Genomic DNA, 17,002 nt, shown 5'->3' with positions numbered 1-17,002 from the left:
ACTGTGACAACAGAAACCACCAATCCCTACCCGCTCTTGATGACCCCGCTGGACCTGGGTTTCACCACCCTGCCCAACCGGGTGGTCATGGGTTCGATGCACACCGGCCTGGAAGACCGCGCCGGCGACACCGCCAAACTGGCCGAGTACTTCGCGGCACGCGCCCGCGGCGGCGTAGGGCTGATCATCACCGGCGGATACGCCCCGAACCGGTCAGGTTGGCTACTGCCGTTCGCCTCGGCAATGACCACCCGCGCCGACGCGCGACGCCATCGGCGCATCACCGACGCCGTGCACGATGCCGGCGGCAAGATCGCGCTGCAAATTCTGCATGCGGGACGCTATGCCTACCACCCGTTTTCGGTCAGCGCCTCAAGCATCAAGGCACCGATCAATCCGTTCCGGCCGCGGGCGTTGACCACCCGCGGGGTCGAGTCGACGATCGCCGACTTCGCCCGAGCCGCCGAATTGGCCCGCGAGGCCGGTTATGACGGTGTGGAGATCATGGGTAGCGAGGGCTACCTGCTGAACCAGTTCCTGGCAGCGCGCACCAACCGGCGCACCGACGGCTACGGCGGTAGTGCGGCCAATCGGCGCCGCTTCCCGGTGCAGATCGTGGCTCGCACACGCGCGGCTGTTGGCGACGACTTCATCATCTGCTACCGGATGTCGATGGCCGACTACGTCGAGGATGGCCAGAGCTGGGAGGAGATCCTCACGCTGGCAACCGAAGTCGAGGACGCCGGCGCCACCATGATCAACTCCGGCTTCGGCTGGCATGAAGCGCGGGTGCCGACCATCGTGACTTCGGTCCCGAGCAATGCGTTCGTCGACATCAGTAGCGCCGTCGCCGATCACCTCACGATCCCGGTGGTGGCATCCAACCGGATCAACATGCCGCAGGCCGCCGAGCAGGTCCTCGCCGAGACCTCGGTGCGCTTGATCTCGATGGCCCGACCGATGCTGGCCGACCCCGACTGGGTGCGCAAGGCCGCCGACGGCCGTGCCGATGAGATCAACACCTGCATCGCGTGCAATCAGGCCTGCCTGGACCACGCCTTCGTACACAAGAAGGTCTCCTGCCTGGTCAACCCCCGAGCCGGTCACGAGACCACGCTGGTGCTTGGTCCGACGCGGCGGCGCCGGCGCATCGCGGTGGTGGGCGCCGGGCCGGCCGGCTTGTCCACGGCGGTGTCGGCCGCCGAACGCGGCCACGAGGTGACGCTGTTCGAGGCGAACGAGTTCATCGGCGGCCAATTCGACTTGGCCAGAAGAATTCCCGGCAAAGAAGAGTTCGCCGGGACGATCCGCTACTACACCACCATGCTGGACAAGTACGCGGTGACGGTACGCCTGGGCAGCCGCGCTCATGTCGACGAGCTGACCGGTTTCGACGAGGTGGTGCTGGCCACCGGGGTCAAACCGCGGATCCCGCAGATCCCGGGCATCGAGCATCCGATGGTGATGACGTACGCCGAGGCGATCGCCGGCCGACCGGTGGGCCCGTCGGTGGCGGTGGTGGGCGCCGGCGGAATCGGTTTCGACGTCAGTGAGTTCCTGGTCCTGGACTCCCCCGACTGCTCACCGACGCTGCACCTCAAGGAGTGGAAGGCCGAATGGGGCGCCGCCGACCCTTGGGAGGCCAGGGGCGCGTTGCTGCCGCCGGACCCGGCGCCGCCGGCCCGCCAGGTCTACCTGTTGGCCCGCACCGCGGGCGCCCAGGGCCGCAAGTTGGGCAAGACCAGCGGCTGGGTCCATCGGGCATCGTTGAAGGCCAAGAACGTGCAGCAGCTCTCCGGGGTCAACTACGACCGCATTGATGACGACGGGCTGCACATCAGCTACGGCCCGAACAAGTCACGCCCGCAAGTGTTGGCCGTGGACAACGTGGTGATCTGCGCCGGACAGGAGTCGGTGCGCGACCTCGAGGACGGATTGCGTCAGCACGGCGTGAGCCCGCACATCATCGGCGGGGCGGCACTGGCGTCGGAGCTGGATGCCAAGCGGGCCATCAAGCAGGGCACCGAGCTGGCCGCCCGGCTCTAAGGCGATTTCGGCGCGGTTTCTCCCGCTCAGCGGGAGAAACCGCGCCGAAATCGCAATAGGGTCAGATCGCTAGCGGCGCGTAGTCGGTGCTGCGCTGGCGGGCCGGACGGCCGATGCCTGCGGCGATCGACGTCAGCTCCGCGATCGTCTTGGCCGATCCGTGCTCGGAGCCGGCCATCCGCGAGATGGTCTCCTCCATCAGCGTGCCGCCCAAGTCATTAGCTCCACCGTTGAGCATCACCTGGGTGCGCTCCACACCCAACTTGACCCAGCTGGTCTGGATGTTGGGGATACGGCCGTGCAACATGATCCGCGCCAACGCGTGTACCGCACGGTTGTCGCGATGACTCGGGCCAGGCCGCGCCCCGCCGGCCAGGTACAGCGGCGAGCTCTGATGCACGAACGGCAACGGCACAAACTCGGTGAAACCGCCGGTGCGGTCCTGGATGCCGCGCAACACCCGCATATGCCCGATCCAGTGCCGCGGGGAATCGATGTGGCCGTACATCATCGTCGAGCTGGACCGCAGCCCCACCTCGTGCGCGGTGCTGACCACCTCCACCCACATCGAGGTCGGCAGCTTGCCTTTGGTGAGCACCCAGCGGATCTCGTCGTCGAGGATTTCGGCGGCGGTGCCCGGAATGCTGCCCAGCCCCGCCTCACGCAAACTGATCAGCCACTCCCGAATGCTCAAGCCGCTCTTGGACACCCCATTGGTGATCTCCATCGGAGAGAACGCGTGCACGTGCATCGACGGCACCCGCGCCTTCACCGCGCGGACCAGATCGGCGTAACCGGTGACCGGCAGCTCCGGGTCGATGCCGCCCTGCATGCAGACCTCGGTGGCGCCGGCCAGATGCGCCTCGTAGGCCCGCTCACCGACCTCGGCATTCGACAGCGAAAACGCGTCGGCGTCCCCCTTGCGCTGGGCGAACGCACAGAACCGGCAGCCGACGTAGCAGATGTTGGTGAAGTTGATGTTGCGGTTGACCACGTAGGTCACGTCGTCGCCGACGGCATCGCGACGCAGCGAGTCGGCCAGTGCGGCAACGGCATCCATAGCCGGTCCGTCCGCGGTGGCCAATGCCAGATACTCGGCGTCGGTGCAGCCGGCCGGGTCGCGCTCAGCTGAACGCAGCGCGGCCAGCACATCGGTGTCGACACGTTCGGGCGCACGAGCCGCCAGTTGATGAATCTGCTCGCGGATCGACTCCCAGTCCCCGAAAGCGCTGCCCAGATCACTGCGCGTCTCGGTGGCCCGGCCGTCGACGTCGATCGCGGTGTGCAGATCCACCCGGCCGGCGGACTGCACCTCGTCGGGCTCCTGCCAGGCCAGCCCGACCGGATTGATGTCGCGGGCCAAGCCGGTGTCCGGATCGGCCAGCGCCGCCACGTGCGGGCGCACCCGCGGATCGATCCACGCCGCACCGGCCAGCACGTAGTCGGGCTGAGCGGTAAGCCGCTGCACCAGGTCGTAGCCGGCTTGTTCGGTGATCGCGGCCAGGTCGTCCAGTGCCGGCCAGGGCCGCTCGGGATTGACGTGGTCGGGGGTCAGCGGCGACACCCCGCCCCAGTCGTCGACCCCGGCGCCGATCAGCGCCAGGCATTCCTCGGCCGACACCAGGTTGGGCGGTGCCTGCACCCGCATCTTGGGGCCCAGCACCAGCCGGGTCGCCGCCACCGTAGCCAGGAAGTCCTCGAAACCTGTATCGGGCACCGCCGCCATCGCGGTGTGCTCCTTGGCCCGGAAATTCTGCACGATGACTTCCTGGATGTGCCCGAACTCTTTGTGCACCTTGCGGATCGCGTGCAGGGTGTCGGCACGCTCGGCGAGCGTCTCACCGATGCCGACCAATAGGCCGGTGGTGAACGGGATCGAGAGTCGGCCCGCGTCGGCCAGCGTGCGCAGGCGCACCACCGGGTCCTTGTCCGGGCTGCCGTAGTGCGCCAGTCCTTTGGTCTCGAACAGCCGCCGAGACGTGGTCTCGAGCATCATGCCCATCGACGGCGCCACCGGCTTGAGCCGCGACATCTCCGACCAGCTCATCACCCCTGGGTTCAGGTGCGGCAGCAGGCCGGTCTCCTCCAGCACCAGGATGGCCATCGCCCGTACGTAGGCCAGCGTGCTGTCATAGCCGCGCTCGTCGAGCCACTGCCGCGCCTCGGGCCAGCGATCCTCGGGTCGGTCGCCCAGCGTGAACAGCGCCTCCTTGCAACCCAACTCGGCACCCCGGCGGGCGATGTCGAGGATCTCGTCGGGGCCCAGGTACATCTGCTTGCCCTGGGCCCGCAGAACGCCGGGAACGGTGACGAAGGTGCAGTAATGGCAGGTGTCGCGGCACAGGTGGGTGACCGGGATGAACACTTTGCGCGAGTAACTGACCGGCAGCCGTCCGCCCGGTCCGCGTCGGCCTCCCGACACCAAACCGGCGTCTCGGACCCGGGCGGCGCTCGCACACAGGTCGGCCAGGTCACTGCCACGCGCGGTCATGGCGATCGCGGTTTCCTCGACATTGAGGAGCACGCCGTCGCGGGCGCGCCGCAGTACGCGGCGCAGTGCCGACGAGTTCGTCATCCGCGCGTCACCCGCATCCGGAATCTCGCGCATGCCATAAGCGCCACAGTAGCCGCCGCGCCAACCGGGCCTTCCAGGTAGCCCAGGGCGCACTCCCGCCCGGCGGCCCGTCAGGCCTGCCTGGCCGTCGCGAGCGCGGTCAGCGCCTGGCGACGCCGCCACAGCACCCACCCGGGCGGCGCGCTGCCCAGCACGATCATCAGCAACACGCCATAGGCCATCACGCCGCGGTCGGCGAAGATCAGGTCGTCGCCCGGACCACCGAGGGTCATCAGCGCGATAGTCAACAACCAGGTCCACAGCGGCAGCACCGCCAACCGCAGCGACGCGGTGCAGCGCTGCGCCACCCACACCAGGCCGGCATTGACCAGGCCCCCGATCAGGGCACTGAGCGGAAAGGGGACGGCACCGATGTGCGCGGGCAACAGCAGTGCGGTGGCTACGGCACAGAGCGCGCCGTCGAGGGCGAGCAACGCCAGCACGACGAAGTTGAATGCGGGCGGATCAGTGGGCATCGCGGGCTCGGTGAGCGACGCGACGGGACTCAAGTGGGGATGCTCTCCAGCTGACTGACCAACGAACCAACCATCCACTGATAGCTGTCGAGCCACCACTGCCAGTGCTCCAAGTTCGGGTCCAGATCGGGATCCATGCCTAAACCACCTAAGTCCGTGCCTCTACAAAAACTGCTCAGCAGGAGCCTACCTTGTGACCGTCGTCATCGAGCTGAAGTCCGGCCAGGAGATCGGTTTCCCATCCCCGGTCGTCTCGCGGACCGGGATCACCGGCAACCAGGACGTAATGCTCGGCGTCCAAAACCGGCTGGACCACGTTGTTCGACAACGCGAACGCCCGGCCGCTGGGCCCGACGGTGATCTGGGTGGCGTGAGCGTTCATGGCTGCCACCTTGGCCGCGCGTGCCTCCGCGGCCTCGATCACCGCATCGATCCGGTCGTCGGAGAAGTCCCCGACCCCCTGCGCGTCCGGGGCATCGGCCACCGTCCAATGCGGCAGCCGATCGGTGTCTCGAAGCCCTTCCAGGGCGGTTCGTCGGGCGCTGCCGGCGGTCACCGTCCAGTAGAACTTCGGCGTGGCCCAGCCCGGTTCGGAGCCGTCCTCAGCCGCCGCGGCCAGCGCCGCGGTAGTGACGTGATGGGCGTGTATGTGGTCGGGATGGCCGTACCCGCCGTTCGGGTCGTAGCTGACGACCACGTGCGGTCGTAGCTTACGGACGATGGCTGCCAGCGCCCCGACGGTCTCGGCGTCGTCGGAGTCGATGAACCGCTGCTGCGCCCGCGCCGGCGTGCCGGTCATCCCCGAGTCACGCCAGCGGCCTGCGCCGCCGAGAAACTGCGGCGGGCCGACTCCCAACGCCTGCAGCGCCGCGGTCAGCTCACCGATCCGATAGCCACCCAACTGGTCGGCCCCGTCCACCGCCAGACGCGCCCAACGGTCCCCGATGACCTCGCCCTCCTCCCCCAGCGTGCAGGTGACCACCCGCACGTCGGCGCCGCGGGCGGCGTAATGGGCGATCGTCGCCCCGGTAGTCAGGGTTTCGTCATCGGGGTGCGCATGCACGAACAGCAACCGTGGAATCGGATCCGACACGCCAAAACCCTACCGCCGCACGCCGAATGGGTCGGCGACCCGCACAACGATCAGAACAGGCCGCCGAACAACCCATCCCAGTCGATGCTGCCCAACAGCAGCGCAAGGTTGTCACCCTGAATCGCGTTGACGATGTCGTTGAACTCGTCTGGACCGAACCCGAGCAGGGTGGTCCAGTCGGTGTCGAGGATCGCCGGGTCGAAGTGGCCGAGCAGGCTGCCGTGGGTATCGAAGCTGATCCCAAACAGCTCGTTGAACGCGGCTTCGTTCTGCGCCAGCACCGTGTTGTTGATGCTGAAGATCCAGTTCACGACGTCGTTGAATTCGGGGTTGTCGCCGAACAGCCGATCGGCGGCGGCCTGCTGGGCGGCGACAAGCGCACTGTTGAACTCCGCCTCCATCGCGATGATGGCGGAGTTCATCGCCTGCTGCGCGTCCGGGATCGCCTGCAGGAGGAGGCTGAAGCCGGTTGCCACGTCGGCCGCAGCAATGTTGGCAACCTGCGCGGTTCCGCCGCTGAACGCCCCGACACCCGGGATCTCCACCCCACCCAGGTCAGGCGTGAAAGAAGGCAACCCGATCGGCAGGTTCTGCGGGTCGAAGCTGCCTCCGGTCAACTCGTTCAACACGCTCTCGTCCAGCTCGCCGCCGTGGAACGTCGAGCCGAATCCGTAGGCACCGTCGCCGCTCCCGAAGAGCAGAGAGCCCAGGTTGATCTCCTGGGCGTCGGCGCCGCCGCCGACGATGTCCGGGCGAACGTGATTTTCGATGACGTCCAGGCCCGGGCTCACGTCGACGTTGGCCGCGGCCAGGTCGACGTCGCGAATCTGCACCTCGGGCAGCGCCGGGGTCATCGACGTCAGCACTGCGACCAGACTTCCGACACCAAGTGCTGTGGCCGCGACTGTGGCGCAGCGGTGAGCGAGGTGTTCCATTGACAAATCCCCCTCCGACGAGTCCAGCGCAGGTTTGCTTAATCTTACCCAAGAATTGCCTGTGCGCAAGACGTCGTTAATGCCGATTCCGGCTGACTTCCACCTGTTGCTCCCCCGTGGATCACCAGCCAGAGCAAGCCTAACGCCTGGGCATATCGCTAGGGCAGCTTGACCCAGTTTCCGGCCTCGCCGACGATGCCCACCGGGACCGCCCCGGTCAGGCTGACGTTGGTCACGCTGGGTCCGACCGCCACGATCGTGGTGTCCTGCAGGATCGGCAGCACCGTCGCCATGTTCCACAGCCGGGGTTCGACAGCGGCGATCACTTCGCCGATGGACTTGCTGCCATCGATAGCCGCATCGATCTCGGCCTGGATGGCATGGTCGCAGACTCCGGTGATGTTCGATGGAGCCTGAATCAACGCCCCGGGCGCGGCGGAGCGAGGCGGAACCTTCGAGGTGGTCGTGGCCGGCGCCGGCGCGGGCGCTGGGGACTGCGAGGCCGGAGTCGCCGACGTCCCCGGCACCGGGCTGACCGAGGTGGGCACGGTCGTGGGAGCCAAGGCACCGCAGCCGTAGCGCGAGGCCAGCAGCGTCGCCAGGTCACCGCCGGCCTGCTGCCAACCGACGATCGCATCGACCTGGTGGGTGACCAGCGCTTCCCGGTAGAGCTTCACCGGGTCCAGCGCGAGGACTGTGGCCGCAATACCGACGTTGCGCAATTGGTCGGCAGCGGTATTGGCCACGGCCTGCGAGGTCGGATCGTTGGCCGCCACCCCGATGACCAGAGACAGCTGTTCCCCGCCCTTGCTGATCCGCCCGCGGGTGATCTCCGGCGGGTGCGGCACACCGGTGGCGGAGCCGACGGGGGGAACCAGCGCGGACGGCGGCGCATCCTTCTCGACTCGGTAGCCGGCCGCCTGCAACAGTGCCAGCGCAGCCGATTCGGACATCGCCGGCGGTGCGGTGGGCACATAACCGGGGTCACTGGGAGTACGGATCTGGGCCTGGTCCAAGGTGACGGTGTTGTCGCTGCCGGCGCCCACCGTGGCCAGCAGGCCCACATCGAGCAGACCGAGAATGGCCCGGCGAACCCGCACATCGGCCAACTTGGGTTCCGCTGCCCGCAGCGCGAGCTGCATGATTCGGGGCGTGACCACCCGGGTGGTCTGTACCCCGGGGATCACCGACAGCTGCGCGAACGCCGCCGAGCCGCCGTGCACCTGAGCCACCTGGGTGTCCCCGTTGCGGATCGAGTCGGCCAGCGCTGCCGCTGACCCGGCGCGGCGGAACAAGACCAGGTCCGGCTTGGCCGGCGGGCCCCAGTAGCGGTCGTTGCGGGCAAGCAGGATCGCGTCGCGCTGCGGGTCGATGTTCTCCACCCGGAACTGACCACCCGTGACCGGCAGGGCCCGAGCCAGGCCGGCTGGGAAACCGCCCGGCACGTCCTTGACGATGTGCGCCGGAACGATGTTGTTGAACAGTTCCCGCCACGCCGGGTACGGCTTGGCGAAGGTGACCACGACCTGCTTGCCGCCTTCGACGGAATGCACACCGGTGATCAGGTCATAGCCCGCCGGATCGACGACACCGGGCTGGGTGACCATCTGCTGCCACAGGTACCAAAAGTCGTCGGCGGCGATCGGCGCGTTGTCGGTCCAGGACGCCTCGGGCCGAATCCGGTAGGTCACCGTGAACGGCGCCTCGGACGTCACGGTGGCCGATACCAACAGCGTCGGATCCATCTCCCACCGCGAGCCGGTAGGCGTACTGGAGTCCGGGACAGGCCGAAATGCGCTGGGCAGGACCAGCGCGCTGATCGCCGCGGTTACTGCCGACAGGTCCGAACGCAGGTGGGGATTGAAGCCGGCCCCGATGGAATCGATGCCCATGATGATCTGGCTGATTCGCGGAGGCGGCGGCGCTGTGCTCTTCGGCGTCTCGGTGCTCTGCGGTGCCGGCGGCGGGTTCACCGTGCACCCCGAGATGGCCTGCGTCAGTACCAGCAGCGTTGCCGAAACCAGTGCCCCCGCCGTGACATGGGCGCGGCGGGCTGGTCTCGGCACGGCCACCAGGGTATCTGGGCGGCGATTTCGACGCGAAGACCGTCGAGCAGCGCGCAAAACCGCGCCCAAACCTAGAGGTTCTTGGCCCGGGAGCGGCTGCGCGCCCGCAGCGTGGAGTCCAGTTCGACCTTGCGGACCCGGACCACTTCGGGGGTGACCTCGACGCACTCGTCGGCCGCGCAGAATTCCATCGCCTGCTCCAGATCAAGCTCGATCGGTCGGGCCAGTGTCTCCATCACGTCGGCCGTCGACGACCGCATGTTGGTGAGCTTCTTCTCCTTGGTGACATTGATGTCGAGGTCCTCGGCCCGAGGATTGATCCCCACCACCATGCCTTGGTAGGTGTCCTGGCCCGGCTCGACGAAGAACTGCCCCCGGTCGGCCAACTGGATCAGCGCGAACGGGGTGATGGACCCGGCCCGGTCAGACACCAATGACCCGGTGTGCCGGGCGCGGATCTCGCCGGCCCACGGCTGGTAGCCCTCGAACACCGCATTGGCGATACCGGTGCCGCGAGTCTCAGTGAGAAAGTCGGTGCGCCAACCGATCAGGCCGCGGCTGGGGATGATGAACTCCATCCGCACCCATCCGGTGGTGTGGTTAGCCATCTCGGTCATCCGGCCTTTGCGGCCTGCGGCCAGCTGGGTGATGGCGCCGACGTACTCCTCGGGGCAGTCGACGGTCAGGTGCTCGAACGGCTCGTGCACCTTGCCGTCGATCTTCTTGGTCACCACCTGCGGCTTGCCGACGGTCAGCTCGAAGCCCTCTCGGCGCATCTGCTCGACGAGGATGGCCAGCGCCAGCTCGCCTCGGCCCTGCACCTCCCAGGCGTCGGGGCGACCGATATCGACCACCCGGACCGACACGTTGCCGATCAGCTCGGTGTCCAGACGCGACTTGACCATCCGCGCGGTCAACTTGTGGCCGGAGACCTTGCCCGCCAGCGGCGAGGAGTTGGTGCCGATCGTCACCGAGATCGCCGGTTCGTCGACGGTGATGCGCGGTAGCGCGACCGGAGAGGCCAGATCAGCCAGGGTGTCACCGATCATGATGTCGCTGATACCGGCGACGGCGACGATGTCCCCGGCTCCGGCCTCTTCGGTCGGGTTGCGTTCGACTCCCTCGGTGACCAGCAGCTCGGTGATCTTCACGGTGGTGGTCACCGGTTCGCCGTCGACCTCACGCATCCAGGCGACCTGCTGGCCCTTGCGGATGCGGCCGTTGTAGACCCGGATCAGGGCGAGCCGGCCCAGGAATGGCGAGGCATCGAGGTTGGTGACCAACGCCTGCAGCGGCGCCTCCGGGTCGCCCGACGGCGGCGGGACGTGCTCGAGCAGCACGTCGAACAGTGGGTCGAGGTTGTCGCCATCCGGAATCTGACCGTCGGCGGGCGCGGTGGTGCTGGCCACCCCGGCCCGGCCCGACGCGTACAGCGTGGGCAATCCCAGGGCATGTTCCGCGGCGGCCTGTGCCTCGTCGTCGAGGTCGCTGGCCACGTCGAGCAGCAGGTCGTGGCTGGCGTCGACCACCTCGGCGATGCGGGCGTCGGGTCGGTCGGTCTTGTTGACGACCAGGATCACCGGCAGGTGCGCGGCCAGCGCCTTGCGCAGCACGAATCGGGTCTGCGGCAGCGGCCCCTCGGACGCGTCGACCAGCAGGACCACGCCGTCGACCATGGACAGCCCGCGCTCCACCTCGCCGCCGAAGTCAGCGTGGCCCGGCGTGTCGATCACGTTGATGACGGTGACGGTTCCATCGGGGTGGTGGCGATGCACGGCCGTGTTCTTGGCCAGGATCGTGATGCCCTTTTCCCGCTCCAGATCCCCGGAGTCCATGACGCGCTCTTGCGCCTCACCGCGTTCCTGCAGGGCGCCCGACTGGCGGAGCATGGCGTCGACCAGAGTCGTCTTGCCGTGGTCTACGTGCGCGACGATGGCGACGTTACGAAAGTTCACCGGGCGATTCTGCCAGCGCACCCTGTCAATCGCGAAAACGTGAAGCCTAGAGCAATGAAGGTCACAACCCCAGCGGGGACTCCGCGGAGAACCTCTCGAGCTCCTTGAGGTGCAGTTCGGTCAGCGATTGCAGGCACTGCGCCGCCGTTTCGGTGAGCTGAAGCCGGATCACCCGCTGGTCGCCGCTGTCGCGGACCCGCGTGACCAGCCCGGCTGCTTCGGCGCGCTGGATGAGCTCTCCGGCACTGTGGTGACGCAACAGCAGGTATTCCGCGATGTCGCCGACCGTGGGCCCCCGCGAGTCGCTGTGGCCGCGCACCGCCAGCAGCAACTGGTGCTGCGCGGGGGTGAGTCCGGCCGCTTGCGCCTGGTCGGCGCTCCACCGCTCAAAGCGCCGCAACCGCGTGCGGAACGCAAGCAGTCGGGAATAGACCTCGTCAGGCAGTGGCACGTCTGTAACTTTATGCCGAGCCCCGCCGGCGCGCGCAGCTCAGCTCAGCTGTGCGGTGATCCGAATTTCAACCACCGCCCCCGGGATGGCCAGTTCGGAGATCCCGACGGCTGTCCAGGCGGGGTACGGGGCAGATACGTAGGCGTCCTTGACGGCGATGAATTTGTCGATCTGCTCCGAGAGCCCGACGTGGTAGGTGGTCATCTCGACGACGTCGGCGAAGGTCAGGCCCACCTCGCCGAGCAGACCGCGCAGATTCTCGAAGGCCAGGGTGATCTGCTCGGTGGGGTCTTCCGGCACCGAAAGGTCAGGCCGGATGCCGATCATGCCCGAGCAGCGCAGCTGATCTCCGACGACTACGGCCGGCGCGTAGTGAAAATTGGTGTAGATCGGCTTCATCCACTCGGGAATCACGACCTTCATGGTTGCTCCTTGTCCGATTCAGGTTGTCCGATTCAGGGGCCGGTTCAGCGCAGCTGGGCGAAGTATTCGGGGTGATATGGGTCGCCCGGCCTGAGCGTCGGGTCGTTGAGGCCGCTGATGTCATGTCCGAAGTCGGGCTTGGTCGACGGTAACGGCCGGTAGGACAGTTTGTCGCCGAAGAAGCGCAAGACCAAGGTGTGGCGGTCCGGGCAGTCCGGTGTCACCGGGGCACCGCCGTGCAGGATCCCGGAGTGGAACACCAGCGCGTCGCCGGGCTCCAGGTCCCAGGAGACGACGTCCCACGACGCGGCGTCCTGGGCGCGGTCGGCTTGGATGTCGGGCAGCTGAGGCCATTCACCGTTGCCCCACAGTGGCTTGGTGGGATCGGACGGGTCGGTGTAAGAGGTGCCGTCGTATTGGGTTCCGAGGTGCGAACCCCGGACGAACTCGAGCGCATTGCGCCTTGGCAGCTTTTCGAAGCTGATCCAGATGTTGAGCAGGTGCGGACCGTTGGCCGGCATGTAGGAGGTGTCCTGATGCCAGGGTGAGCGGCCGGCCTTGCCGCCCTTCTTCATGAAGAGCTCCTCGCCCAGGAACCAGACGTGTTCGGAGTCCCACAGCGACGCCGCTAAGTCGGCGAGGCCGAGGTCCTTGATCAGCATGAGGTACTGCTCGATGTTGTCCGGGTTGCCGTACTCGTTGAAGTGTTCGTCGGGGGTGCCCGGATAGACGCGTTTGGCTTGCGGACTCGGGTGGGCGATCCCGTAGTCGTAGCTCTGCCGGACCCGGCGCAGCTGTTCGGCGTCGAATAGGCCCCGGGCGACGACGGCCCCCTCGACGGCCAAGTCCTGCTTCAGTTGCTCGGTTACCTGCATGACCTTTACCTCATAACAGTTGTGATGATCGTAACGAGTGTTATGCTCGGTCAGGTTTTTCCCGTTGTCAAGCCCCCGGAGCAAGTCGATGTCCCTCAGCGAATCCGCCCCGGCGTCGCGGCCAGCGGCGCCGTCCACCGGTGCCCGGCGGGCCGAAGTCGCCGACGCCGCGGTGCGTGTGATCGCCCGCGACGGACTGTCCGGCGCCTCGCTGCGCTCGATCGCCCGCGAGATCGGCTACACGACCGGTGTAGTGATGCACCACTTCAGCGGCAAGGAAGAGCTGCTGGTGGCCGCCGCCGACGCCGTTCTCGGCCCGTTCGAGGATCTGCTTGCCCAGGCGCTGGCGATGCCGGACACCTTCGAAGGGCTCCGCCGGATGTGCGTGATCCCGCTACCTACCACCGAAGCCAAGCAGGTGATGCCACGCTTCTACGCCCAGGTACTCGCCAGCGCGGAGACAGAGCCCGCGTTCGCGGCCGCCTTCCAGACTCGCTACGGGGCGATCCGCAACGGCATCCGGTCACTGCTGGCCAACGGCCAACGCAACGGCTCGCTGCGGACGGATTTCGACCCCGCGGCGCAGTGCGACGTGCTCTGCGCCCTCGTCGACGGCCTGGCATTGCATGCGGTCAGCGAACCCGCCAGGTTCCCACCCGGCCGGATCGAGGCACTGATCACCGATGAGTTGGAGAAGCTCCGGCCCCGCGACCGACAGACCCGCCAGGGCGCGCACTAGGTGCCGTTGCGCACCAGCTGATCGGGGCAGTAGACCTGGGCGGCGATCCCCACGAACTGGGTTCCGTGCTCGGTCGTCAGGCCGGGGTTTCGCGCCTTGAGGCCCTCGAGCACCTGCGGGCTGGGCTGGCCTTCGGCGATGAACCCGCACACCATCTTCGCGGTGATGATGGCCTGGTCAGCGTTGTTGTAGGTGATACCGGCCGCCCGCAAGGACACCAGGAAAGCGGTGTCGGTCTCGGAGGGATCGGCCTGAGCCGGCGCTGCGAAGCAGACACAGCCGAGCGCGCCGATAAGCGCCGCGCGGATTCTCACCAGCCCCTCCGTTGCGGTCGTGAACCCATCGGCTGATTCCTCCTAGCGACGTCGCGGCTGCGGTAGACGATGTACGGCCGAAACAGATACCCGATCGGCGCGCTGAAAGCGTGCACCAGACGAGTGAACGGCCACAGCGCGAACAAAGTCAACGCAATCATGACGTGAACCTGAAAATACAGCGGCGCCTGCAGCATCAGATCGCCCCGTGGATCGAGCGTAAAGATCGACCGGAACCAGACCGAGACCGTCTGCCGGTAGTCATGTTCCTCGCCGTAGGTCGTGGTGCCCATCAGGGTGCAGCTCATCCCGACCACCAGCGCGCACACCAGCACCGCATACATCAGCTTGTCGCTGACACTGGTGGCGTTGAACACCGAGCGCTCGGTACGACGCCGGTAGATCAGCAGCCCCACCCCGATCAGCGTGGCGATGCCGGCGGGCAGTCCCAGGATCAGCGCCTGCAGGTGATAGAGCCGGTCGCTCATGCCCAGCGCTTCGGTCCACGACTCCGGGACGAAGAGGCCCATGATGTGCCCTGCGATCACCACGAAGCTGCCGAAGTGGAACATCGGGCTGCCGATCCGCAGCAGCTTGGACTCATACAGCTGCGACGAGCGGGTGGTCCAGCCGAACTTGTCGTACTTGTACCGCCACCAGGTGGCGACGCCCGCGATGGCCAGCACGAAGTACGGCACGATGTCCCACCACAGCTCCGCGGGGCTGGTGAGGGTGACGTCGGTCATCGGATCGGCACCTTCGGCATCCCGAGCGAAACAGCTGCCGTGAAGGGTTGAAGCCCAACAGCTTCCGCGGGCGGACCGGACGCCATCAGCTGACTCACGTTCTGCACCTCCTGATCGGTCGCCGCCGGGAGCGTCTCGCAGACTGCGCCCACCGCGAAGGCATACGGCGACCCAACTTCGCTCAACGCACGGTGCAGGACATCGATCGGCGTGCGGTGCGCCAGCAGCAGCCGACGGCCGGCCTGCGGATCCACTGTCGCGGCGAACTCCAGCACCACCGGCAGGTGGTCGGGCGCCTCGCCCACCGGTGGCTCAGCGCCGGCCTCGCGGTAGGCGGTGGCGAAGGCCAGCATCTGCATCCCCCGGTTGCGGGTGTCACCACCGGTCCAGTAGGTCAGAAACATCGTCGAGCGCCGCCGCATGTCGAAGGTTTCGACGTAGTCGACGGCGGCGGTCATCGGGTCCGCTGCGCGCAGCGCGGCGACCGTGCGCCGCAACAGATTCGCCGCCGGCGCGCCGGCGTGAGCGAGCAATGCCTCGACGGCGTCGAGCCGCTGCGGCAGTTGCTCGTCGGGGTAGGACAGCAGCAACGACGCCGCCTGCCACACCGCCCGGTCGGCGGGTCCATCGGGCGGGCGTCGCAGGGAGTGAATGAATCGCTTCACTGGTGCTCCGGGAACATCTCCGGCACGGCCTGTTCGCCGCCGCCCCAGTTGAGCAGGTTGGTCCGGCCTCGCGGCCGCTGCGCGTGCCCGTTCTCGACCAGATGGAACGACGTCTTCGCGACGTCATCGGTGCCGACGAAGGGATCCTCCTCGTACGCCTCCGGTCCGCCGGTGATCGAGCAGCCCAGGTGTTCGAGGTCGTGCGCCTGTTGGCTGTAGGCGGTGGGAATCACGTAACGCTCTTCATATTTCGCGATCGCGAGCAGGCGGTACATGTTGTACATCTCTTCCTCGGTCATACCGACCGAGGCGGGTATGTGCGGCTGGGTCTCGCGGCCCAGGCTGATGTCGCGCATGTAGGAGCGCATCGCCGCCAGCCGGCGCAACACATCCTCGATCACACCGGTGTCGCCGGCGGTGAACAGTTCGGCGAGGTAGGCCATCGGAATACGCAACGCGGACAGCGCCCCGAACAGGTTGCCCAGATCTTCCCCGTCGTGCCCGTCGCGACTGACGGCGTCGACCACCGGCGACAGCGGCGGGATGTACCAGACCATCGGCATGGTCCGGTACTCCGGGTGCAGCGGCAACGCCACCTTGTAAGTGTTGATCAACGCGTAGATCGGCGACCGCTGCGCGGCCTCGATCCAAGCGTCCGAGATCCCCTCGGCACGTGCGCCCGCGATCACCTGCGGATCGGTCGGGTCCAGGAACACGCCGCGCTGCGCCTCATACAGGTGGGTGTCGTCGTCGACCGAAGCCGCCTCGAGCACCTTGTCGGCGTCGTAGAGCACCAGGCCGATGTAGCGCAGCCGCCCCACGCAGGTCTCCGAGCACACCGTGGGCAGGCCGACTTCGATACGCGGGTAACAGAAATGGCACTTCTCGGCTTTGCCGGTCTTGTGGTTGAAGTACACCTTCTTGTACGGGCACCCCGACACGCACAACCGCCAACCACGACAGCGGTCCTGGTCGACCAGCACGATGCCGTCTTCTTCACGTTTGTAGATGGCCCCGGTCGGGCACGATGCCACGCACGACGGATTCAGGCAGTGTTCACAGATCCGCGGCAGGTAGAACATGAAGGTCTCTTCGAACTCGCTTTTGACCTGGTCACTGACCTTCGCCAGAATCGGGTCGTTGACCAGGGTCTCCGGTGCGCCGGCGAGGTTGTCGTCCCAGTTCGGTCCCCACTGGATCTTCATCGGCTCGCCGGTGATCGAACTCTTCGGCGCCGCAACCGGAATGGTGTCGCCCAGCGGCGCAGCGGTCAGGTTCTCGTAGTCGTAGGTCCACGGCTCGTAGTAGTCCTTCAAGCCAGGCAGGTTGGGGTTGGCGAAGATATTCAGCAGCTTGTGCAGCCGGCCGCCGGCCAGCAGACGCAACCGACCCTTCTTGTCCAGCGTCCAACCGCCCTTCCAGCGGCCCTGGTCTTCATAGGTCCGCGGATAGCCACCGCCGGGGCGGGTTTCGACATTGTTGAACCAGACATACTCGGTGCCCCCACGGTTGGTCCAGGCCTGTTTGCAGGTCACCGAACAGGTATGGCACCCAATACATTTGTCCAGGTTCATCACCATGGCCATCTGCGCCATTACTTTCAT

General features: G+C 67.0%; 15 protein-coding genes. 2 read left to right on the top strand and 13 right to left on the bottom strand.

All coding sequences use genetic code 11. The annotated features are described in order from the left end of the window. Positions 1-39: 39 nt before the first annotated feature. Positions 40-2,046 (top strand): NADPH-dependent 2,4-dienoyl-CoA reductase, encoded by a 2,007-nt coding sequence (locus tag MJO54_RS06635; RefSeq protein WP_105294520.1) that lies wholly within the window; start codon positions 40-42, stop codon positions 2,044-2,046. Positions 2,047-2,107: 61 nt separating this feature from the next. On the opposite strand, the gene MJO54_RS06630 is transcribed toward MJO54_RS06635, so the two are convergent. From MJO54_RS06630 to MJO54_RS06590, 9 genes are all read right to left on the bottom strand, one after another. Beyond that, the gene (locus MJO54_RS06630) at positions 2,108-4,654 is read right to left on the bottom strand and encodes a bifunctional FO biosynthesis protein CofGH (protein WP_064888407.1); all 2,547 of its coding nucleotides are present in this window, start codon (positions 4,652-4,654) and stop codon (positions 2,108-2,110) included. Positions 4,655-4,731: 77 nt separating this feature from the next. Further along, positions 4,732-5,136 (bottom strand): hypothetical protein, encoded by a 405-nt coding sequence (locus MJO54_RS06625; protein WP_052741173.1) that lies wholly within the window; start codon positions 5,134-5,136, stop codon positions 4,732-4,734. Positions 5,137-5,311: 175 nt separating this feature from the next. Beyond that, on the bottom strand, positions 5,312-6,199 hold the full coding sequence (mshB, locus tag MJO54_RS06620; protein WP_396879423.1) for an N-acetyl-1-D-myo-inositol-2-amino-2-deoxy-alpha-D-glucopyranoside deacetylase: 888 nt from the start codon (positions 6,197-6,199) through the stop codon (positions 5,312-5,314). Between the two features lie 80 nt (positions 6,200-6,279). Beyond that, positions 6,280-7,164 carry a hypothetical protein gene (locus MJO54_RS06615; RefSeq protein ID WP_233428800.1) on the bottom strand — a complete coding sequence of 295 codons (885 nt, stop codon included), beginning with the start codon at positions 7,162-7,164 and terminating at the stop codon, positions 6,280-6,282. A 158-nt stretch (positions 7,165-7,322) separates the two neighbouring features. Continuing rightward, on the bottom strand, positions 7,323-9,236 hold the full coding sequence (locus tag MJO54_RS06610; protein WP_165604604.1) for an ABC transporter family substrate-binding protein: 1,914 nt from the start codon (positions 9,234-9,236) through the stop codon (positions 7,323-7,325). A gap of 65 nt (positions 9,237-9,301) precedes the next feature. Further along, positions 9,302-11,185 (bottom strand): translational GTPase TypA, encoded by a 1,884-nt coding sequence (typA, locus tag MJO54_RS06605; protein WP_046284215.1) that lies wholly within the window; start codon positions 11,183-11,185, stop codon positions 9,302-9,304. Positions 11,186-11,246: 61 nt separating this feature from the next. Further along, positions 11,247-11,636 (bottom strand): MarR family winged helix-turn-helix transcriptional regulator, encoded by a 390-nt coding sequence (locus MJO54_RS06600; RefSeq protein ID WP_046284214.1) that lies wholly within the window; start codon positions 11,634-11,636, stop codon positions 11,247-11,249. Positions 11,637-11,675: 39 nt separating this feature from the next. After that, the gene (locus MJO54_RS06595) at positions 11,676-12,059 is read right to left on the bottom strand and encodes a RidA family protein (RefSeq protein WP_046284213.1); all 384 of its coding nucleotides are present in this window, start codon (positions 12,057-12,059) and stop codon (positions 11,676-11,678) included. Positions 12,060-12,103: 44 nt separating this feature from the next. Then, positions 12,104-12,934, bottom strand: coding sequence for a phytanoyl-CoA dioxygenase family protein (locus MJO54_RS06590; RefSeq protein ID WP_046284212.1), 831 nt, complete (start codon positions 12,932-12,934; stop codon positions 12,104-12,106). An 88-nt stretch (positions 12,935-13,022) separates the two neighbouring features. On the opposite strand from MJO54_RS06590, the gene MJO54_RS06585 reads away from it, so the two are divergent. Further along, on the top strand, positions 13,023-13,673 hold the full coding sequence (locus MJO54_RS06585; protein ID WP_065153664.1) for a TetR/AcrR family transcriptional regulator: 651 nt from the start codon (positions 13,023-13,025) through the stop codon (positions 13,671-13,673). On the opposite strand, the gene MJO54_RS06580 is transcribed toward MJO54_RS06585, so the two are convergent. From MJO54_RS06580 to narH, 4 genes are read right to left on the bottom strand one after another with little or no spacing between them, the layout of a single operon-like run. Further along, entirely contained in the window at positions 13,670-13,987 is a 318-nt protein-coding gene (locus MJO54_RS06580) for a DUF732 domain-containing protein (RefSeq protein WP_046284210.1), read from the bottom strand. The genes MJO54_RS06585 and MJO54_RS06580 overlap by 4 nt on opposite strands. Next, positions 13,984-14,733, bottom strand: a complete 750-nt coding sequence (gene narI, locus MJO54_RS06575) for a respiratory nitrate reductase subunit gamma (protein ID WP_046284209.1) — start codon at positions 14,731-14,733, stop codon at positions 13,984-13,986. The genes MJO54_RS06580 and narI overlap by 4 nt, the downstream gene beginning before the upstream one ends. Then, a complete protein-coding gene (gene narJ / locus MJO54_RS06570) occupies positions 14,730-15,398 on the bottom strand; it encodes a nitrate reductase molybdenum cofactor assembly chaperone (protein WP_065153663.1) in 669 nt (222 codons plus the stop codon). Before narJ ends, narI begins: the two co-directional genes overlap by 4 nt. Continuing rightward, complete coding sequence (gene narH / locus MJO54_RS06565; RefSeq protein WP_065153662.1) at positions 15,395-17,002, bottom strand: nitrate reductase subunit beta; 1,608 nt, start codon at positions 17,000-17,002, stop codon at positions 15,395-15,397. Before narH ends, narJ begins: the two co-directional genes overlap by 4 nt.

The organism is Mycolicibacter virginiensis (assembly GCF_022374935.2).
Classification (GTDB): Bacteria; Actinomycetota; Actinomycetes; order Mycobacteriales; family Mycobacteriaceae; genus Mycobacterium; species Mycobacterium virginiense.
The sequence above is the reverse complement of the archived record's forward strand: the minus strand, read 5'-3'. Positions and strand labels throughout refer to the sequence as shown.

What these genes read in the sequence shown, in the direction of transcription:
- MJO54_RS06635 (WP_105294520.1), top strand. Translation starts at nt 40, where the DNA reads ATGACCCCGCTGGACCTGGGTTTCACCACCCTGCCCAACCGGGTGGTC.
- MJO54_RS06630 (WP_064888407.1), bottom strand. Translation starts at nt 4,654, where the DNA reads ATGCGCGAGATTCCGGATGCGGGTGACGCGCGGATGACGAACTCGTCG.
- MJO54_RS06625 (WP_052741173.1), bottom strand. Translation starts at nt 5,136, where the DNA reads ATGCCCACTGATCCGCCCGCATTCAACTTCGTCGTGCTGGCGTTGCTC.
- MJO54_RS06615 (WP_233428800.1), bottom strand. Translation starts at nt 7,164, where the DNA reads ATGGAACACCTCGCTCACCGCTGCGCCACAGTCGCGGCCACAGCACTT.
- MJO54_RS06595 (WP_046284213.1), bottom strand. Translation starts at nt 12,059, where the DNA reads ATGAAGGTCGTGATTCCCGAGTGGATGAAGCCGATCTACACCAATTTT.
- MJO54_RS06590 (WP_046284212.1), bottom strand. Translation starts at nt 12,934, where the DNA reads ATGCAGGTAACCGAGCAACTGAAGCAGGACTTGGCCGTCGAGGGGGCC.
- MJO54_RS06585 (WP_065153664.1), top strand. Translation starts at nt 13,023, where the DNA reads ATGTCCCTCAGCGAATCCGCCCCGGCGTCGCGGCCAGCGGCGCCGTCC.
- narI (WP_046284209.1), bottom strand. Translation starts at nt 14,733, where the DNA reads ATGACCGACGTCACCCTCACCAGCCCCGCGGAGCTGTGGTGGGACATC.
- narH (WP_065153662.1), bottom strand. Translation starts at nt 17,002, where the DNA reads ATGAAAGTAATGGCGCAGATGGCCATGGTGATGAACCTGGACAAATGT.